Origin of the sequence: Pseudomonas sp. NY15354 (genome assembly GCF_048068075.1) — a bacterium.
Taxonomy (GTDB): Bacteria; Pseudomonadota; Gammaproteobacteria; order Pseudomonadales; family Pseudomonadaceae; genus Aquipseudomonas; species Aquipseudomonas guariconensis_C.
Genome location: NZ_JBLUPV010000053.1, coordinates 1 through 17,537, shown reverse-complemented (window position 1 = coordinate 17,537; position 17,537 = coordinate 1). Strand labels below are relative to the sequence as shown.

Sequence of the window (17,537 nt, the reverse complement as noted above, 5' to 3'; positions counted from 1 at the left end):
CTCCACCGCCTCATACGATGCCCCCGGGTCATTCACCCCATGCAGGAAGATCACCACCCCCGGCAGGTCGGCAGGCACCTCAAGGGTGCGTACGCCATCGAAGCCAGGGATAAGCCGGCTCACGCATTGCGCCACGGTGTAGTACTCGGAATCGCTCATTGGCCATCTCCTTTCGCGCCGTTTTCGCGCCTCGCCGCTATCTGGGCCTGGTGCATCTGGTCACGCTCGACACGTTCGGTATGGCCACGGCCATCGGTACGGCCTTGCACGGCGCTGCCATCTTCGAGGGCGATCTGGTAGGCATGGTCGACCGCCAGGCGCACGCTGTTCTCGATATGCCCTGGGTAGCGGAACATCAAACGTTGGGCCGCGGGATCGCGGCTGAAGCCCGATGTCTGGATGCTGTCGGTGTCCGGACCGGTCCAGTCGTGTTCGCTGGCCTTTACCGTGACCTTGCCCGAGGTACCGATTTCGATGCCGGCGCCGATCCTGATGTAGCTGCCGTCGTCGGCCACCAGGCGAATGGTTGGTGCGGTCATGACGGCTTCGCCTTCGGAGGCCGAGAAACGCAGGTGTTTTTGCGCATTGAGAATGATGTCGTCTTCCTGGGCCTGGACCTGGACCTTGCCCCGGTTGGCGATCGCGCTGATACCGCCCTCCTGGACGAAGGCGCTCACGCCCTTGCCGGCCTGCAGGCGCAAGGCAGCACCACTGGTGAGCTGCAGGTGATCCTGGGCAGTGATGTCATGATTTGCTCCGGCGTAATGCACCTGCGAGCCAGGTGTCGCACTGGCGATTCCTGCCTGAGCCGCCATTGCCAGCAGTGGAGCCCCCGAGCTTTCGCTGTCTGGGGCCGGCCACTGCTGCAGCGCCTGACGCAGGGCATCCTCGCCGTGGCTGTCCACCGCTTCACCGCCGCGCGCGGCGGCAGTCTGGCCCAGTGCCTTGAACAGTTCGCCGCACTCGGCCAGCAACTGCAGCAACTCATCCCGGTCCAGTTGCGCCTGTGCGGCGTCATGATGTGCGCAGGTGGTCAACAGCAATCCTTGTGCGGCGCGCAGGGCAATCGCGGCATCGGTGCGCAGCTCGGCACCCTGGCCGCGAGGCTGCGCACGGCCATCGCTGCGTGGACCGGTGAGTTTGCCTAGGTTCAGCGCTGTCGCGTGATGAGTGGTACCCAGGCGAGCGCGCAATGCGCCAGTGGTGTCATCGAACAGCAACTCATTGAAGCCGCGCCCCTTGTGTTCCTGGCTCTGGATGCCTGACAACGCGCGGTTGCCCGGCAGGCCCGATGCCTTGCTGAAGCGTGGCGGGGTCTGTTCGGCGTTGTACAGCACCGCCGTGACCACGGGCCTGTCGATGTCCCCACCGAGAAAGCTCACCAGCACTTCCTGGCCGATACGCGGCACGAATTGATGGCCGAAACCACCGCCGGCGCTGGGCATCGCCACACGGACCCAGGTGGTGCCTTCGGGCAGGCTGTTCGCCCGCTGCCAAGGGAATCGGACCTGAATGCGCGCCAGTTCGTCAGTGAACACCTCCTCGCCCTGCGGCCCGACCACGATGGCGCTGAGCGGTCCAGTGAGAATGGGGCGCGGCACGGTGATGGGGTGTCGATACGGGATCTTCCTGCGGATGCAGACGAAGTCGTTGCTGTAGTCGGCGGGCGTGTCCGAGAGGTAGTTATTGCGCCCCCGGTGAGTGACCGACACCACGAGGAATTCACGGTCCGCCGGCGGATCACGGTCGTGATCGAAATGCTGGGTCAGTTCGAAGGCATAGCCAGGGCGCATCGCCCGGCAATGGCTGGTGCCACTGAAAGTCTTCGCCCACGCCTCGATGACTTCGAGACGGTGGCGGGCGAGCCGGTCGCCATCCTCGGGGTGGCCATGACTGTACGCCCCGAGAAACTCATAGACTTCGTAACCCGGCGCCTCGCCCTGCTCGTTCAAGGTATCCATCTGAACGGGCAGCCGAGTGCGAGGCTGCTTGTAGTCGAACGTCTGCAAGGCCAGCCTGCCTGACTGCAGTTCGCGGTGGCTGCGCCATTGAGTAATGGTGTCGGTGGGTTCGGTCAGGCTCGCGCCGTGGTAACGGATCTGCGCTTGCTCGGGCAAGCTTTCCAGAGAAGGGGAATGGTCGGTGATCACCAGAACGTGGCTGTTTTCCGTGTGCTCGAAATAGAAGAACAGCCCGTCCTGCTCCATCAGACGCAATACGAAGTCCAGGTCGGTTTCACGGTATTGGGTGATGTAGCTGTAGGACTTTAGCGGTCGTAGCAGACGAAACTCGAACGTGGCCAAGGTACCGTAATGGGCGAAAACCGTGCGCAGGACCGCTTCGATGGTGTGCTCCTGAAAGATGCGTGAATCGACACGCCGCGTCAGCATCCACAACCAGGGGCTCAAGGTCGCTCGATAATGGGCCAGGCCACCATCGCTGCCCTGTAGGCCGAACTGGGTGATATGACCGTGGATGTAACGAGCTCCGCCGTCCGTTAGCTCGATGGCCAACTTCGCGGGCTGGCCGATCAAGGCCTTCAGTTCGAGGCACGCGTCCTCACACAGCAGGGACAACTCGAAGCTGAACAGCGTGGACAGACCTTCGCTGCCGCAGAACTGCTCCAGCAACAGGGTATGTTCATCGCAACAGGCAGTGGTCAGCGTGAACAAACGGCGCTGCTGGGAAGCAAATGCCTGTACAAAATCCATTTGCACTTCACTCTCGTCAGTCATGAAAGAGGCTAATAAAACGCCCCAATTGTTATCACGACAAACCCAGAGTGCAACTAACTTAAATTGCTTTTCAAAATATTATAAATTCAAAGAAACATCCTACAAGAAACACAAAATAATCAACAAGAAAAACACTACCACCCCACACTAAACATACAAAAACTTACATATAGAGCCTGTCTTTACACAAGTAATAAACACCCCCAACAACCCGCCCCTACCGCCTGGAGATGGCAAACCGCCCAAGACTTGGTTAAGGTCAACTCATTCCGCTTTCACCAGGCCGCGTCATGGACATCAAACAGCTCAAATTCCTCATCGCCCTCGACCAGACCCGCCACTTCGGCCAGGCCGCTGCGTTGTGCCACATCACCCAGCCGACCTTGTCCATGCGCCTGCGCAACCTGGAGGACGAGTTGGACCTGGTGCTGGTCAAGCGTGGCCAGCGCTTCGAGGGCTTCACCGAGGCCGGCGAACGCATTCTGGCCTGGGCCCGCACCCTGCTCGCCGCCCACGACGGCCTGCAGGCCGAGGCTGCCAGTTGCCGGGGCCAGGTGGTCGGTAGCCTGCGCCTGGGCACCGTGCCGCTGGCCAGTTTCAACCCGATGCACTTGCTGCTGCCCTTGCGCGAGAAGTACCCGGAGCTGCATTTTCAAGTCAGTTCGTTGAGCTCCGAGCAGATCATCGATGGCCTGAGCCGCAACCAACTGGACCTAGGGATCTGCTACCTGGATCAGGTCAATGCCAGCTTCTTCGAGGTGATCGAACTGGGCACCACCACCATGGGCCTGCTGCACGACACCCGGCACTTCGCCTTCGACGGACCGCAACTGCGCTGGGAAGCGCTGGCCAACCTGCCCTTGGGTCTGCTGAGCAAGGGCATGCACTATCGCCAGTCGCTGGATCTGAGTCTGCGCAGCCGGGGCCTGGAGCCGGCCGCGGTGCTGGAGAGCGACTCCACGTTCCAACTGATCCAGGCCATCAACACCGGCCTGTGCTGCGCGGTGATGCCGCTTGACTGCGGGCTGGAAGAGCTGTCCGAGCACTTGCGCATCCTGCCCATCGCCGACGCCAGCATCCACAGCCCGGTGGGCCTGTTGCTGCGCCGCAGCGAGCCGCGCTCGGCGATTGCCGAGCAGTGCTTTGCCGAGGCCAAAACGCTGTTTGCCGAACAGCCCTGAGGGCGCCTTTGGGATCGCGCGTCCCGCACTGCGATCGCGTTGCCTGCTTCGCCCCGGAGATCTCAAGGATGCTCCGGGTCGTGCCCCAACGACTGCAAGAACAGCGAGAACAACTCCGGCTGCGAGGAAATATCCAGCTTGGCATACAGGTGCCGGCGGTGAACCTTGACGGTTTCCGGGGAGATCGCCAGGCGTTCGGCCATGGCCTTGGATGAATAGCCACGCAGGATCAACCGGGCAATCTCAAGCTCCCGTTCGGACAACACCCCCGCCCCGAAATGGCTCAGCGCATCACGCACCTGGGCCGCCACCGGCTCGCCCGCTGGCATCAGGCGTTGACTGCGCAACTGCCAGTGCTGCTGCATCAGCGCCAGCACCCATGGGCAGAACATCGCCAATTGCCCACACTGCTCCGAATTGAACGGCCGGCGCATGCCCAAGGACAACGACAACGCCCCCTGCCCCGACAGCTGGAGGATGAACTGCACCTCGTCCTCCAGCACGTTGGCATGGAAATAGTTGAGGTAGTACTCACTTTGGTGGAACTGGTCCGGCGCCACCTCGTCGAGCCGGTACAAGCCGCTGGACACACCATCCTGGCAGGCCTGGAAGAACGGATCGAGCTGATACAGGCCACTGAGGTACAGCGGCATCGCCGCCGGCCCGCCCTGAGGCGCGGCGTCGTACTCCTCGAGCACCACCGGGGCAGCGTTGCTGGGGTAGAAGACGGCCAGGGCGTTGTCGAACGGCAGCCAGCGGTGCAGGAGCAGGATCAACTGCTTCCATAGACGTGGCTGGCCGATCTGTTCGATGGTGCGGCCAAGGTTGGCGTGAATGCCGACTTCATGAAACAGGCTGTGCATCCGCAGGCTCCCCTGAATAGGTGATGGGATTTCCCGTCTTTCCCGTCCGCGCGTCAAGTGGGCGTACCCCAATAGGGTAATTGGCCGCACGCCCCGCCAGGCCTAGATTGCAGCCCATGCCACGCCCCGCGTCGAGGGCGCGCTCCCCTTCTTCGTCACTGCCTCAACCACCAATAACAATTCGAGGAGAACGACATGCACGACAGTGCGCTCAAGCCCAGCCTGGGCATGCTCGATGTGGTCGCCATCACGGTCTCGGCGGTCACACCGGCCAGTTCTGTGTTCGTCATCGCACCCTTTGCCATCGCCCAGGCCGGCAGTGGTGCCTTCCTGGCCTTCGTCCTGGCCGCCCTGCTGGCGTTGATGTTCGCCTGGTGCTATGCCGAACTTGGCCGCGCACATACCTCCGCGGGCGGCGAGTATGTCTATGCCAAGCGGGTGTTCGGCGGCTTGGCGGGCTACGCCACCTTCCTTACCGTGATGGTGATGCTGCTGTTCATCCCGCCGGTCCTGGCCACTGGCGCGGCCACCTACCTCAATAGTGCCCTGGGCACCCAATTCGACACCCAGAGCGTCGCCCTGGCCATCGTCGCCGCCAGCTACGGCCTGGGTATCCTCAACATCCGTGTCAATGCCTGGGTCACCGGCGTTTTCTTGCTGTGCGAAGTCGCCGCCCTGTTGGTGATCGTGGTGCTCGGTTTCGGCAACATCAGCCAGCCGCTCAGCGTGCTGACCCAACCCCAGCATATCGATCATGGCCTGCTGACCACCGCGCCCTGGACCCTGGTAATCGCCGCGATGGGCACCGCGCTGTTCTCCTACAACGGTTTCGGCGGCGCGGTGGTGCTGGCCGAGGACATGAAAGACGGCGGGCGCAGCAACCACCGCGCCGTGCTCTGGTCGCTGGCGCTGGTGGTGGCGATCGAGCTGATACCGATCGGCGCCCTGCTGCTCGGCGCGCCATCGCTGCAAGACATGCTTGCCAGCCCCGACCCGATCGGCTACCTGCTCACCGCCCATGGCAACGAAACGCTGTCGCGGCTGGTCAGTGCCGGTATCTTCCTTTCGGTGTTCAACGCCATCATCGCCATCGTCATCCAGTCTGGCCGGGTGATCTTCAGCAGTGGCCGCGACCAGCTGTGGACACCTTCGTTGAATCGTCTGTTCACCCGTATCCACCCTCGCTGGGAGTCGCCTTGGCTGGCCACGCTGTTCCTCGGCGTGCCCTCGGCGGCGCTGACCTTCAGCTCCAACCTGGAAGAGTTGACCTCCTTCACCGTCTTGCTGCTGGTGATGGTCTACCTGGCCGTGGCGCTGTGCGCCCTGTTCAGCCGCGTGCTGCGGGCCGATCGCGAACACCCGTACCGCATGCCCCTGTGGCCGATGCCGGCACTGCTGGCCGCAATGGGCGCCGGTTACCTACTGCTCAATGGCCTGCTCGACGCCTCGGTCCGGGACACCCTGATCATTCTCGGCATACTGGCGGTCTCGGTGATCCTCTACAGCACCTACGGCAAGCTCCGCCCCACTTTCCAGAAACTCTGAACAACAGGAGTCCCTATGCGCGCGCGTCAACTTGGCATCACCCTGGGCCTGGGTACCCCCGGCCAATTCAACGCCATCACCGATGTGCCCGGCGTTCGTGTCGGCCACAGCACCCTCATTGCGGATCACGGCGCCAAGCAGGTGCGCACCGGCGTCACCGTGATCCAGCCGCGCCCTGGCGCAGCCCGCCTGGCGCCGTGCTTTGCCGGGGTCCATGTGCTCAATGGCAACGGTGACGCCACCGGGCTTGAGTGGATCCGCGAAGCGGGCCTGCTCACCACGCCGCTGGCCATCACCAACACCCATAGCGTCGGAGTGGTGCGTGACGCGCTCATCGCCGCCGAACGCGATGCCCTGGCCGACCCTGCCGTGTACTGGTGCATGCCAGTGGTGATGGAAACCTATGACGGCCTGCTCAACGATATCTGGGGCCAGCATGTCGGCGCCGAGCAGGTGAACGAAGCCCTGGCCCGCGCCGAATCCGGCCCGGTCGCCGAGGGGGCGGTGGGCGGCGGCACAGGCATGATCTGCCATGAGTTCAAGGGCGGCATCGGTACCGCGTCGCGCAAGCTGTCGGCAGACCAGGGCGGCTGGACAGTCGGGGCGCTGGTCCAGGCCAACCACGGCCAGCGCCGCGAGTTGCGCATCGACGGCTATCCGGTGGGCCGGGTGCTCGACGGCATCCCTTCGCCCTTCGACGACCGCGGTGAACCGGGCATGGGCTCGATCGTGGTGATCATCGCCACCGACGCCCCGCTGCTGCCGCACCAGTGCCAGCGCCTGGCCCAGCGTGCCTCCATCGGCATCGCCCGCACCGGCGGTGGCACCGAAGATGCCAGTGGCGATCTGTTCGTGGCGTTCTCCTGCGCCGAGCAGCAATTGCCCGTGGCCGAGTACGGCCGCAAAGGCACGCCGTTCAGCTTGCCGGTGCAGATGCTCAACAACGACCACATCACGCCGTTGTTCATGGCAGCGGCCGAAGCGGTGGAAGAAGCGATCGTCAATGCCCTGCTGGCGGGCGTCGACATGCGCACCGCCGATGGCGTGCTGGTGCCGGGACTGGGCGGCGAGCGGTTGCTCAGCGCCCTGCGCCAGGTGGGTTGGCAGGGGTAGAAACCGGGGCCGCTGTGCGGCCCCGCATTCCGCTATTCGTAGAAAACTAGGAGGCGGAGCGCAGACTGCCCAGCTCCTCGCCTGCCAGGAACAACAACGAGAACAGCTCGCTCTGGGAGTTCACATCCAGCTTGCGGTACACATTGCGCCGGTGAACCTTAACCGTCTCGGCAGAAAGTTCGAGCTTGGCCGCGGCCTCCTTGTTGGAGTGGCCGGAAAGAATCAACCGCACCACATCCAGCTCCCGCGCGGTGAGCACCGACTCGAGTTGCTGGCGCGCTTCGTCACGGCCATGGGCATAGTCCAGCGCCGGCTTGGTGGTTGGCGCCCGCTCCGGCAGGCTCTCGAAATGCAGGCGCTGGCGCATCAGGCCGATCAGCCAGGGGCGGATGAGCTCCAGCAAGGCGAGCTGCTCGCTGTTGAAACGCCGACAGCCGCCCAGCGACAGGCACAGCGTGCCCCCCTCGCCCACCGCCACGTTGAACTGGACCTCATCGGCGACCACGTTATGGGTGAAGTACAGGCGGTAGTAATCGGTCTGCTGGAAATGCTCCGGGGCGATGTCGGCCAGGCGCACCAATCCAGTCACTGGGCGTTCTCGGCTGTTGAGGTAGAACGGGTCCAGCAGGTACAGGCCATTGGCGTATTCACTCACCAACGGGTCGACACCCTCCCGGTCGTAAGGGCTCTGGTCGAAGATCAGCGGCTTATCGTGGCTGAACAGCAAGGCGACCCAGGAGTCCACTTCGACGAAATCCCCCACCAGCGTGACCAGCGTCCGCCAGAAACTGGGGCGATCGAGGTGCTCGATGCATTGGCCTATGCCCTGATGCCATGAAAGATCCTGCAGACTCAGGCCCATGCCTACCCCCGGGTTAACCACTCAGCGTGATTGTTTTGACAGTCGTTGTTTTCATACTTGCATCACCCTTTGCAAAAGTCACCCGACCCCAAGCCGGTCGCATACAACGAGACGGACTGCCCATGAAAATCGAAGTGGTACAAACAACGACACGCGATGGCGACACGCCCTACAACCTGAAATGCATCTTGAAGGACATCGCCCAGTGTGCGCCGGACACCGACGTCGTGCTGTTTCCCGAGTCGCACCTGACCGGGTTTCTCAGCCAGGAAGACGTCGGCATGCTTTCGGAATCTGTCGAGGGCGAAGCCGTGCAGGCAGTGGTCGAAGCGGCGCGTCAGCGCAATGTGGCGGTGGTGCTGGGGCTTTATGAGAATGCCAATGGCACCTTCTACAACACCACCCTGTTCATCGCCCCTGAAGGCATTCTGCTCACCTACCGCAAAACCCATTTGTGGGTGCCGGAGCATGGCATCGTGGTGCCGGGAAATCGCTTCTCGACCGTGGAATGGCGTGGGGTGCGCATCGGCCTGCTGATCTGCTACGACAGCGAATTCCCCGAGACCGCCCGGGCACTGACAGCGCTCGACGCGCAGGTGATGCTGATCACCGATGGCCTGGCCGAGCCCGAGGACAACGTGCATCGCGTGTCGGTGATGGCTCGGGCGATGGAGAACCAGGTGTTCGCCGTGGTGGCCAACCGGGTCGGCAATGGGCCGGACGATTGCGTGTTCGTCGGCAACAGCCTGGGGGTCGACCCCTTTGGCAGGACGCTGTTCGAGGCGGGCCGAGGCGAGTCCCGCCATGCCGTGACCCTGGACCTGTCGCTGATCGGCAAGGCCCGCGCGTTCCACGATTACCGCGCCAACCAGCGCATCGCCTTGCCGGGTGAGCGTATCGAGCATCCCAACGGCCTGCGTGAGCTGGTCATCGGCTAAGCCCCTGGCGGTGTCTGCGCGACACCGCAGCGCCTGCTTCGCGGGTAAACCCGCTCCCACAGGTTTAGCGGTGCAATCAAGAGCACCGCTGTACCTGTGGGGTTTTGCAGTGTCCTCGAGAACAACGCTGCACCTGTGGGATTCTGCAGTGTCCTCGAGAACAACGCTGTACCTGTGGGAGCGGGTTCACCCGCGAAAGGGCCAGATCTGGCGATACACAACGATCGCCATACCCTGTCAATGGCGGGCCAGCACCGCCTCTCCGGCAACGCCAGCCGGCGCTTCGTCGATCTGCGCCATGCTCAGGCGCGAGGTCTCGCGCAGCATCAGCGAACAGACCGCCACCAACGCCAGCGCCCCTGCCCCATACAGCGCCACGCCCAACGGGTTGTGGTCGGTGAGGATGAGGATCGCCGTGGCGATGCTCGAGGCTGTCCCACCGCCCAATGCCGCACCGATCTGATAGCTCGCCGAGATCCCGGAGTAACGCATGCTGCGCGGGAACTGCTCGCCCAGGAACGCCGGGATCGGCCCTTGGGTGGCGCCCATCAACAGGCCCGTGAGGCTGTAGGCGAACAGGGCGATGCCAAAGCTCTTCATGCCGACCAGCTCGAAGAAGGCAAACAAACCGAGCGCCATGACCACCGCACCGAACACCATCACCGTGCGCCGGCCCAGGCGGTCAGACAGGTAGCCGAACAGCGGCGCGGAGAACACGATGGCGATCGACAAGGTCAGGTCGAACATCAACGCCTGGGTGCTGCCGAAGCCCACTTGGGTGGCATAGGTCAGGAAGAAGGTGCTGCCGATGTAGGCGATGGTGCAGTAACCGAAGGCGATCCCGGTGCACAGCAGCAACTGACGCGGACGCTGACGCAGGGCCTCGGCCAGCGGCGCTCGGACCGGCTTGACTGCCGGAGCAGCGACCGGTGCGGGTGCCTTCAGGCGCGCATACAGGCCGATCAGCACCAGCGTGCCGCCGAGCCAGAACGGGATGCGCCAGGCAAAGTCCACCAGGTTGTCGTTGAAGGCCGCACTGACGATGGCGAACACCGCAGCGCCGAGGATGCCGCCGACGCCGATGCCCATGCTCGTGAAGCTGCCCCACAACCCTCGCCTGCCCGGCGGCGCCGACTCGATGCCGAACAGCGCGGCACCACCCCATTCACCACCGGCGGCAAAGCCTTGGATCAGGCGCAACAGCACAAGAAGGATCGGGGCAGCGACGCCGATACTGGCATGGCTTGGCAAGCAACCGATGAGGAAGGTGCTCAGGCCCATGAGCAGCAAGGTCGCGACCAGCACCTTCTGGCGACCGATGCGGTCACCGTAGTGGCCGAACACCAAACCGCCCAGCGGACGGGCGAAGAAGCCGGCGCCAAAGGCGCTGAAGGCCACCAAGGTCGCGGTCAGGTGGTCCATCTGGGGGAAGAACACCTGGGGAAACACCAGCGCAGCCGCGGTGCCGTAGATGATGAAGTCATAGAACTCCAGCGCAGTGCCCATGCCGGAGACGCAGAAGGTCCGCAGCGCAGACCGGGACGACGCAGGGTTGGAATGTTCCGCATGCATTGTTGTTGTTCTCGTTGTCAGCGGGTGCCGCCCTGTTCAGGCGGCACCGGGTGGGCTCAGAAACGTTCGAAGCCAGCCTTGGCCAGTTGCAGCGGCGTGCCCGCTACGTACTCCAGCGCGCAGCGCTCGGTATCGATCCCCACGCTCAGCAGGGTTTCCCAACGCTCGGTATCGGGCATGGCCATGTCCGGGTGGAAGCAGATCGGTGCGCTGTCGCCTTGCGCGCCGCACATGGCTTCGGCACGGGCGCGCAGATCGGCGCTGCCCATCTGGCCGATCACCTGCTCCAGGTGCCCCAGACGACACTGGGTGTCGGCGCGGTCGGCGACCTGTTCGCCCAGGCTCAGCTGCGGGTCGAGGAAGTGGTTGGTGTGCAGCAACCAGCCGTCTTCACGCGGCAGCACCAGCGCCGTGCGCTCGGGGCTCAGTTCGATGCTGACGGCGCGCGGGCTGCTGTCCTCGCGGGAGAACACGGTGAGCACGGTGGAGGCGCTGACCCGCGCCGAACGGGCCAGTTCGATGGCTTCCTCGACACTGCTGGCGTCTTCGAGCAGACGGCGGGCAATCGCGTGCACCGGCACACCCCCGCTGTCGTTGTCGCTGGTGTGGTGGAGGATGTTGAAATGCAGGCCCAGACCTGCGCTGTTCACCCCCAGCTTGGCGAGCATGCCGAATTCGCAGAACAGCTTGACGTTCATACCACGCTCAGTGTGCAGCGCCAGCATCAGACCATGGGGGCAGAGGCTGTCATGCCAGTCCCAGGTCTGCAGGGTCTGCGGCGCACGCGGGCCGCGCGGCGCATGCACAGTGGTGGAGCATTCGCTGTGACGGGTGCGCGCCGCCAGCACCTCGGTGCGGGCGTTCAGGCTTGCCAGTTGCCACAACGGCAGGTCAGCGCCGCTGGCCATACCGATCACCTCGGCCGCCAGGTTCGGGCTCCAGGCTTCCAGGGCAGCCAGGCTGTTTTCGCCGATGCGCTGCGCCTCACGCAGGGACACGCCCACCCGCGGGAAGAAGTCCAGATACAGCTGGGTGGTATGGCGGATCTGCTCGGCGAAGCGCTCGCCGATCTGGCGACCACGTTCGGCGGGCGTGCGGATATCGGTGACTAGGGTGTGGATCTTCACTGCGGGGGAACTCCTGGTACAGCAGGCTCGAGGCATCGTTGCTGTTCTGGAAAGAGTGAGGCCGCCTCGCCCCCCTGTTGCATGTACCTGCCGTGAGAGTGACAGGGCAATGGACCGGGCACGAAGTGGCCGCTGTGTTCAAGCAACCACCGCTAGCCTAGCGAGCCACTCCCGGCCGATCATCGCCACAACCCGCACAACTTTTGTGCCTGAGTGGAACAATTGAACCCCGCTGCCTGGTTACAGCCCCTGGCTGCGCAGTTGCTCGTGCAGCAAGGCGATGAAGGCCTGCACCTTGCGCGTGTTGCGCCGATGGGGCAGGTACAGCACGTGCACCCAGGGCCCGAAGGCACTCAACGCCCGCCAGTAGTCGGGCAGCACCTCCACCAGTTGCCCCTTGGCCAGATAAGGCGCGGCGCACCAGGTGGGCACGAACTGCAGGCCATGACCATCGAGCAGGCAGGCAAGCAGGAAGTCGAAGTTGTCGCTCACCAGGCGAGGCGTGGGCTGGCGCACGCGCAAGGTCTGGCCCTCATGCTCGACCCACCAGAAGCTGCGATTGAGCAGAGGATGGCGCAGCAGCAACCAGTCGTGCTGGGCGTAGTTCTCCAAGGTGATGGCCTCGCCACGCCGGGCCAGGTAGTCGGGGCTGGCGCAGAGGATCACGCGGTTCTCGATCAGCGGCTGGGCGATCAGCTCGGGCTGGTCGGTGGGGCCGTCGCGCAGCGACAGGTCGTAACCGCCGTCGATCAGGTCTTCGTTGGCATCGTTGAGGTTCACCTCCAGGCGCACTTGCGGGTGTTCGCGCATGAAGCGAAAGCACACCTGGTTGAGAAACGCCGGTCCGAACGACGGCGGCGCGGTGATGCGCAAGGTGCCACGCAGTTCGTGCTGCAACTGCTCCACTTCCTCGGTCACCAGTTGCAGGTGCATCAAGGCCTGACGCGCGCCTTCCAGGTACAGGCTGCCGGCCTCGGTGAGCGCCATGCGCCGGGTGGTGCGCTCGAACAGGCGCACCCCAAGCTCGGCCTCCAGGTGGGCGACGGCCTTGGTGATGGCCGAGGGCGTTTTGCCCAACTGCTCGGCCGCACGGCTGAAACTGCCGTGCTCGGCGGCGGCGACGAAGATGGTCAGGGCCGTCATTTTGTCCATGGTTTCTTCCTGTTCGGCACAAGCCAGGCGATGGGAGGGAACGCGCGAGTATCCGCGCCTTTTCATAAAGCCCGCAAATGGCGCGGTTTTGAATAGGCGCTGAGCGGCCGGCGGCTTGCACCAAAGCAATCATAGGCCAGGGATTGTTTCCTGATCGCGAAAAAAGTTGTGCCTGTCGTCGCATTTAACCGGCCTTGCGCGTTGGCTAGGCTGCGGCTCCATCACAACAAGAACGAGGCATCGAATGAAGCACCTCCTGAAGATGGCGATCAGCGCGGGCCTGGCCTGCACCTCCCTGCACAGCTTCGCGGCAGTGGACGTGATCTTTCACAACGCCAAGGTCTACACCGCCGAACCAGGCCAGCCGCTGCAGCAGGCGGTGGCGGTCGAGGGCGAGAAGATCGTCGCCGTGGGCTCGGACCAGGCCGTGCTGGGCCTGAAGGCCGACGGCACCCGGGTCATCGACCTGGGCGGCAAGGTGCTGATGCCAGGCATGCTCGACTCCCATTCCCATGCCATCAAAGGCGGCCTGCAACTGGAGCTGGCCAACCTGATGGGCGAGCAGATCCCCCTCGATGAACTGGAACAGCGCCTGCGCGAGTGGCGCAAAGATGGCAAGGCCGTGCGTGGCGAGTTCCTGGCCGTCGGTGGCGTGCCGGGTACTTACTGGGATGACATCCCGGCCCTGGAGCAACGTTTCAACCACGGCGAGTGGGCTGACCAGCCGATCCTGCTGGCCGCCAACGACATGCACACCGGCTGGGCCAACCAGGCCCTGCTCAAGCGCGCCAAGATCGACGCCAAGACCATCGCGGCATTGCCCGCCGAAGCGCGCAGCACCATTGGCCAACACCAGGATGGCACGCCCAACGGGTTTCTGGCCGACGCCAGCTACTACCCGGTGACCGACCTGCTGCCACCGCTGTCCCACGACACCCTGATGACCGCCGGACGCATGGCCCTGGACTACTCCAAGCAGCTGGGCATCACCGGCTGGATGGATCCATTGGCCAACGAACTGCCCGGCGCGGATGTGAAGAACGACTCGCTGGGCGTGCTGCCGGTCTACAAGGACCTCTCCGAACGAGGTGAACTGACAGCGCACATCGCCGCACTGCTGATGGCCGACTCCAAGGCCCGCCCAGCCGACCTGGATGAGCTGGACAAAGTGCGCCAGCAGTTCCTCGGCGTACGCAATCTCACCCTGCCCGGCATCAAGGTGTTCGCCGACGGCGTGGCCGAAATGCCAGCGCAGAGCGCGGCGATGCTCGAGCCCTACAAGAACTCCGGCCAACGCGGTGAACTGCTGCTGGACCCGAAGCACTTCGGTGAACTGGTCGATGCCGCCGATGCCCGTGGCTGGCTGGTGCATGTGCATGCCATTGGCGATCGCGCCGTGCGCGAGGCACTCAACGGCGTCGAACAGGCCCGACGCGCGCGACACAGCGGTGTCCCGCACTCGATCACCCACTTGCAGATGGTCAGCGCCCAGGACTATCCGCGCTTCAAACAACTCGATGTGATTGCCTCCATGCAGTTGTACTGGGCCAGTGCCGACGAAACCAACGTCGACCTGGTCAAGCCCTATGTCGATGAGCATGCCTTCGCCCACAGCTACCCGGCCCACTCGCTGTACAAGGCCGGTGCGACCATCGCCGGCGCAAGCGACTGGCCGATCACCACCCCGGAGCCGTGGAAGGCGATCTACCAGGCCGTCAGCCGCAAGGGCCCCAAGGGCGTGCTCAATGCCGACGAAGCCATCGACCGCGAAACCATGTTCCAGGCCTACACCCTCAATGCCGCCCGCGCCATGCGTCTTGAGCAGCAGGTCGGCTCGCTGAAGGTGGGTAAACAGGCCGACATGATCGTCCTCGACCGCGACGTGCTCAACGTCGATCCCGAGGCGCTGCGTGACACCCAGGTGCTGCAGACCTGGTTCGCCGGCAAGCAGATCTACCAGCGCTGATCGCATCGCGGAGAACCCCGCTTCCACAGACTCGACACGAGTCCCTGTGGGAGCGGGTCCACCCACGAAACGCCACACCCCGTTGCACCGTGCACAACAACAATAAATGGAAAGCATCGAATGACCTTACGCAACCTCATCGCAGGCGGCCTGCTCGCCTGCGCCCCGCTGGCCCATGCCATCGACCTCAACGACGATTTCAGCCTTGAGGCCACGGCTGGCGTTTTCAGCGACTACCGTACCCGCGGCATCTCCCAGACCCAGAACGATCCCGCCCTACAGGGCTCGCTGACCCTGGCTCACGCCAGCGGTCTGTACGCGGGCGTATGGAGCTCGAACGTCGACTTCGGTTTCGGCAGCAGTACGCGCCAGGAGCTGGACTACTACGCCGGCTACTTCTGGCAGATCAACGACGACGTTACCCTCGACACCTCGTACATCAAGTACGTGTACCCGCGCCAGGGCGACTTCAACTACGGCGAGTATCATGCCGAACTGCGCGCCTGGGGCGTGCTGCTGGGCGGCAACTATTCGGACAACTTCAACGGCGACCAGTCGATGCTCTACAGCTACGTGGGCTACACCACGCTGCTGCCGTACGACACCGACCTGCTGGTGCGCTACGGGCGCAACGACTACAAGGACCCGAGCTGGTTCGCCAATGACGGCGCCAGCCGCGACGACTACCACGAATGGGAAGTGAAGCTGACCCGCACGATGCTGTCGCTCGACTGGTCGGTCAGCTACATCGACACCGACCTCTCCGAGAGCGAATGCGCCAGTTACCTCGGCTTCAAGGATGTCTGCTCGGCCACGGTGGTGGCCTCCGTCAGCAAGACGTTCTGACCCAGACCGGGAGGGGCCGCGCAGCGGCCCTGATCACTGGCTTGGCTCCTCGCGCTTGAGCGAAAACCGGCACACCGTACCCCCACGCAACATGCACTCCTCATGCACAGCCTCAGCGCCGCCCAGAGCCCCGATCAGCGCCAGGTCCAGCTCGCAGACCACCGGATGGGCCTTGGCCAGGTGATGGAACACGCAGTTGTGGGCAACGATCTGCGGTTCACCGGAGGAGCGGAAGAACACCTGGGCCTCGTAACCTGCGTTGTTCATGTGCTCCACAATGCGCGCTTCATCCACCACCTGCGTCTCCAGGTCCTCGGCCATCTTGCGGCCTAGGTTGCGCATCAGCGCCGAAAGGGCCTGGGGCCCGATGAGGCCGGCGACTTCGTCGATCAACAGGTTGGCCAGCAAGGGATACTGCCGGGGGAACAGCTCCCGTGCATGATCGGTCAGCTGATGCAGTTGCTCCGGGCGCCGCCCCGTGGGCCGGGTGGCGCCGCGTCTGACCAGGCCGTCGCGCTCCAGTGCCGCCAGATGCTGACGCACCGCGGTACGGGTGATCGCCAGCGCCTGCGCCAACTCATCGATGCTCATGCCGTCAGGCTGGTAGAGCAAGGCATTGAGCAGGTCCTGCTGGGTACGGCCCAGTCCTTCCAGCATGCGGATGGCTCCTCGTTCAGAACTTGTCCGGGAACTGCTTGACCAACGCCCCGGCCAAGGCATCGGCCAGTGTCAGCATGTGCTGACGCATCATCTGCCAGGTCTGTGCTTCCCCAGCGTAATCCTGGGCGGCGAGCTGGTCGATCTGAGACAGGTGGTGCCCCCCATGGGCCGTCAGCATCGACAGCAAGGTCTGCTCCGGCAAATACGGGTTGGCCTTGGCCAGGAAGGCCGACAGCGCCTTGGCGTTGCTCGACAGCTCGTTCACCGCCGTTTGCTTAGCGGATTTGTCCTTGGCGACGGCGGCATCGCTGTAATGCTTGACGGCCCCCCAGTGTCCGGCCAGCAGCTTGAGCAACTGGTCGGCGGCAGGCTGGCCGTACAAGGGAGCGATGCTGTTGGCGATGCTGGTGGCATTGCTGACCACCTGCTTGGCGGCGGTTTCAGCTTGCGCCTTGTTGCCGGCCTGGTTGGCGAGCGCATAGTTCCTGACCCAGAACACATGCTCGACCCAAAGGTCGCGCAGGGCCAGGCGCGTGGTCAGGGCGGCGGAATCGGCGGTTGGTGCAGCGGGTGTGGCAGGGGTTTGGCTCCAAGCTGGCGGGGCGCACAGGGCGAGCAGCAGCAAGGCGGCGATCTTGAGATTCATGGCAGCACCCTCAGGAAAAGGATCGGACTGACAAGAATAATTTAAGCATCAAAATATGTTTTTATTCGGCCGAAGCCTGGATTCCGATCAACGGTGCGGGTACGCCACAGAGGTTCGTGCAGTTCCCACGACGTGTTCAGCCCCCCAGAACCCCCCACAGGTACAACGCCGAGCCTGAGCTCGGCGCGGTACCTGTGAGAGCGGGTTCACGCGACGGGTACGCCTCAGATCCTGAAGCTGCCCACCAGTTGCTTCAACCGCCCCGCCTGCTGGCTCAGGGCGTCGCAATGGCGCAGGGTCTCGTTGAGGTTCTCCACCCCTTGCTGGTTGA

Annotated in this window: 15 protein-coding genes; 6 read left to right on the top strand and 9 right to left on the bottom strand. The window is 63.9% G+C overall.

Features of this window, described 5'->3' with window-relative positions:
* Positions 1 to 155: 155 nt before the first annotated feature.
* Entirely contained in the window at positions 156 to 2,711 is a 2,556-nt protein-coding gene (locus ACNFCH_RS25480; protein ID WP_416744433.1) for a type VI secretion system Vgr family protein, read from the bottom strand.
* A 314-nt stretch (positions 2,712 to 3,025) separates the two neighbouring features.
* Between ACNFCH_RS25480 and ACNFCH_RS25475 the strand changes: the two genes are divergently transcribed.
* A complete protein-coding gene (locus ACNFCH_RS25475) occupies positions 3,026 to 3,916 on the top strand; it encodes a LysR family transcriptional regulator (RefSeq protein WP_337160365.1) in 891 nt (296 codons plus the stop codon).
* 62 nt (positions 3,917 to 3,978) lie between these two features.
* Here ACNFCH_RS25475 and ACNFCH_RS25470 read toward each other — a convergent pair whose 3' ends face one another.
* Positions 3,979 to 4,779, bottom strand: a complete 801-nt coding sequence (locus tag ACNFCH_RS25470; RefSeq protein ID WP_337160364.1) for a helix-turn-helix transcriptional regulator — start codon at positions 4,777 to 4,779, stop codon at positions 3,979 to 3,981.
* Positions 4,780 to 4,974: 195 nt separating this feature from the next.
* Between ACNFCH_RS25470 and ACNFCH_RS25465 the strand changes: the two genes are divergently transcribed.
* Both ACNFCH_RS25465 and ACNFCH_RS25460 read left to right on the top strand, forming a co-directional pair.
* Entirely contained in the window at positions 4,975 to 6,324 is a 1,350-nt protein-coding gene (locus ACNFCH_RS25465; protein ID WP_416744430.1) for an APC family permease, read from the top strand.
* 15 nt (positions 6,325 to 6,339) lie between these two features.
* On the top strand, positions 6,340 to 7,437 hold the full coding sequence (locus tag ACNFCH_RS25460; RefSeq protein WP_416744428.1) for a P1 family peptidase: 1,098 nt from the start codon (positions 6,340 to 6,342) through the stop codon (positions 7,435 to 7,437).
* A 46-nt stretch (positions 7,438 to 7,483) separates the two neighbouring features.
* Here ACNFCH_RS25460 and ACNFCH_RS25455 read toward each other — a convergent pair whose 3' ends face one another.
* On the bottom strand, positions 7,484 to 8,299 hold the full coding sequence (locus tag ACNFCH_RS25455) for a LuxR C-terminal-related transcriptional regulator (RefSeq protein ID WP_416744426.1): 816 nt from the start codon (positions 8,297 to 8,299) through the stop codon (positions 7,484 to 7,486).
* Between the two features lie 122 nt (positions 8,300 to 8,421).
* Between ACNFCH_RS25455 and ACNFCH_RS25450 the strand changes: the two genes are divergently transcribed.
* Positions 8,422 to 9,237, top strand: a complete 816-nt coding sequence (locus tag ACNFCH_RS25450) for a carbon-nitrogen hydrolase family protein (RefSeq protein WP_337160360.1) — start codon at positions 8,422 to 8,424, stop codon at positions 9,235 to 9,237.
* Between the two features lie 237 nt (positions 9,238 to 9,474).
* On the opposite strand, the gene ACNFCH_RS25445 is transcribed toward ACNFCH_RS25450, so the two are convergent.
* From ACNFCH_RS25445 to ACNFCH_RS25435, 3 genes are all read right to left on the bottom strand, one after another.
* On the bottom strand, positions 9,475 to 10,809 hold the full coding sequence (locus tag ACNFCH_RS25445) for an MFS transporter (protein WP_416744424.1): 1,335 nt from the start codon (positions 10,807 to 10,809) through the stop codon (positions 9,475 to 9,477).
* A gap of 56 nt (positions 10,810 to 10,865) precedes the next feature.
* Entirely contained in the window at positions 10,866 to 11,936 is a 1,071-nt protein-coding gene (locus ACNFCH_RS25440) for a C45 family autoproteolytic acyltransferase/hydolase (RefSeq protein ID WP_070094624.1), read from the bottom strand.
* A gap of 240 nt (positions 11,937 to 12,176) precedes the next feature.
* A complete protein-coding gene (locus ACNFCH_RS25435) occupies positions 12,177 to 13,088 on the bottom strand; it encodes a LysR family transcriptional regulator (protein WP_337160357.1) in 912 nt (303 codons plus the stop codon).
* A gap of 244 nt (positions 13,089 to 13,332) precedes the next feature.
* Between ACNFCH_RS25435 and ACNFCH_RS25430 the strand changes: the two genes are divergently transcribed.
* Positions 13,333 to 15,054 carry an amidohydrolase gene (locus ACNFCH_RS25430; protein WP_337160356.1) on the top strand — a complete coding sequence of 574 codons (1,722 nt, stop codon included), beginning with the start codon at positions 13,333 to 13,335 and terminating at the stop codon, positions 15,052 to 15,054.
* A gap of 120 nt (positions 15,055 to 15,174) precedes the next feature.
* A complete protein-coding gene (locus tag ACNFCH_RS25425; protein WP_416744421.1) occupies positions 15,175 to 15,900 on the top strand; it encodes a TorF family putative porin in 726 nt (241 codons plus the stop codon).
* A 33-nt stretch (positions 15,901 to 15,933) separates the two neighbouring features.
* On the opposite strand, the gene ACNFCH_RS25420 is transcribed toward ACNFCH_RS25425, so the two are convergent.
* From ACNFCH_RS25420 to ACNFCH_RS25410, 3 genes are all read right to left on the bottom strand, one after another.
* A complete protein-coding gene (locus ACNFCH_RS25420) occupies positions 15,934 to 16,557 on the bottom strand; it encodes a helix-turn-helix transcriptional regulator (RefSeq protein ID WP_416744419.1) in 624 nt (207 codons plus the stop codon).
* A gap of 16 nt (positions 16,558 to 16,573) precedes the next feature.
* Complete coding sequence (locus ACNFCH_RS25415; RefSeq protein ID WP_337160353.1) at positions 16,574 to 17,206, bottom strand: hypothetical protein; 633 nt, start codon at positions 17,204 to 17,206, stop codon at positions 16,574 to 16,576.
* A 224-nt stretch (positions 17,207 to 17,430) separates the two neighbouring features.
* On the bottom strand, positions 17,431 to 17,537 hold a 107-nt coding region (locus ACNFCH_RS25410), incomplete at its 5' end, for a hypothetical protein (protein ID WP_414628464.1).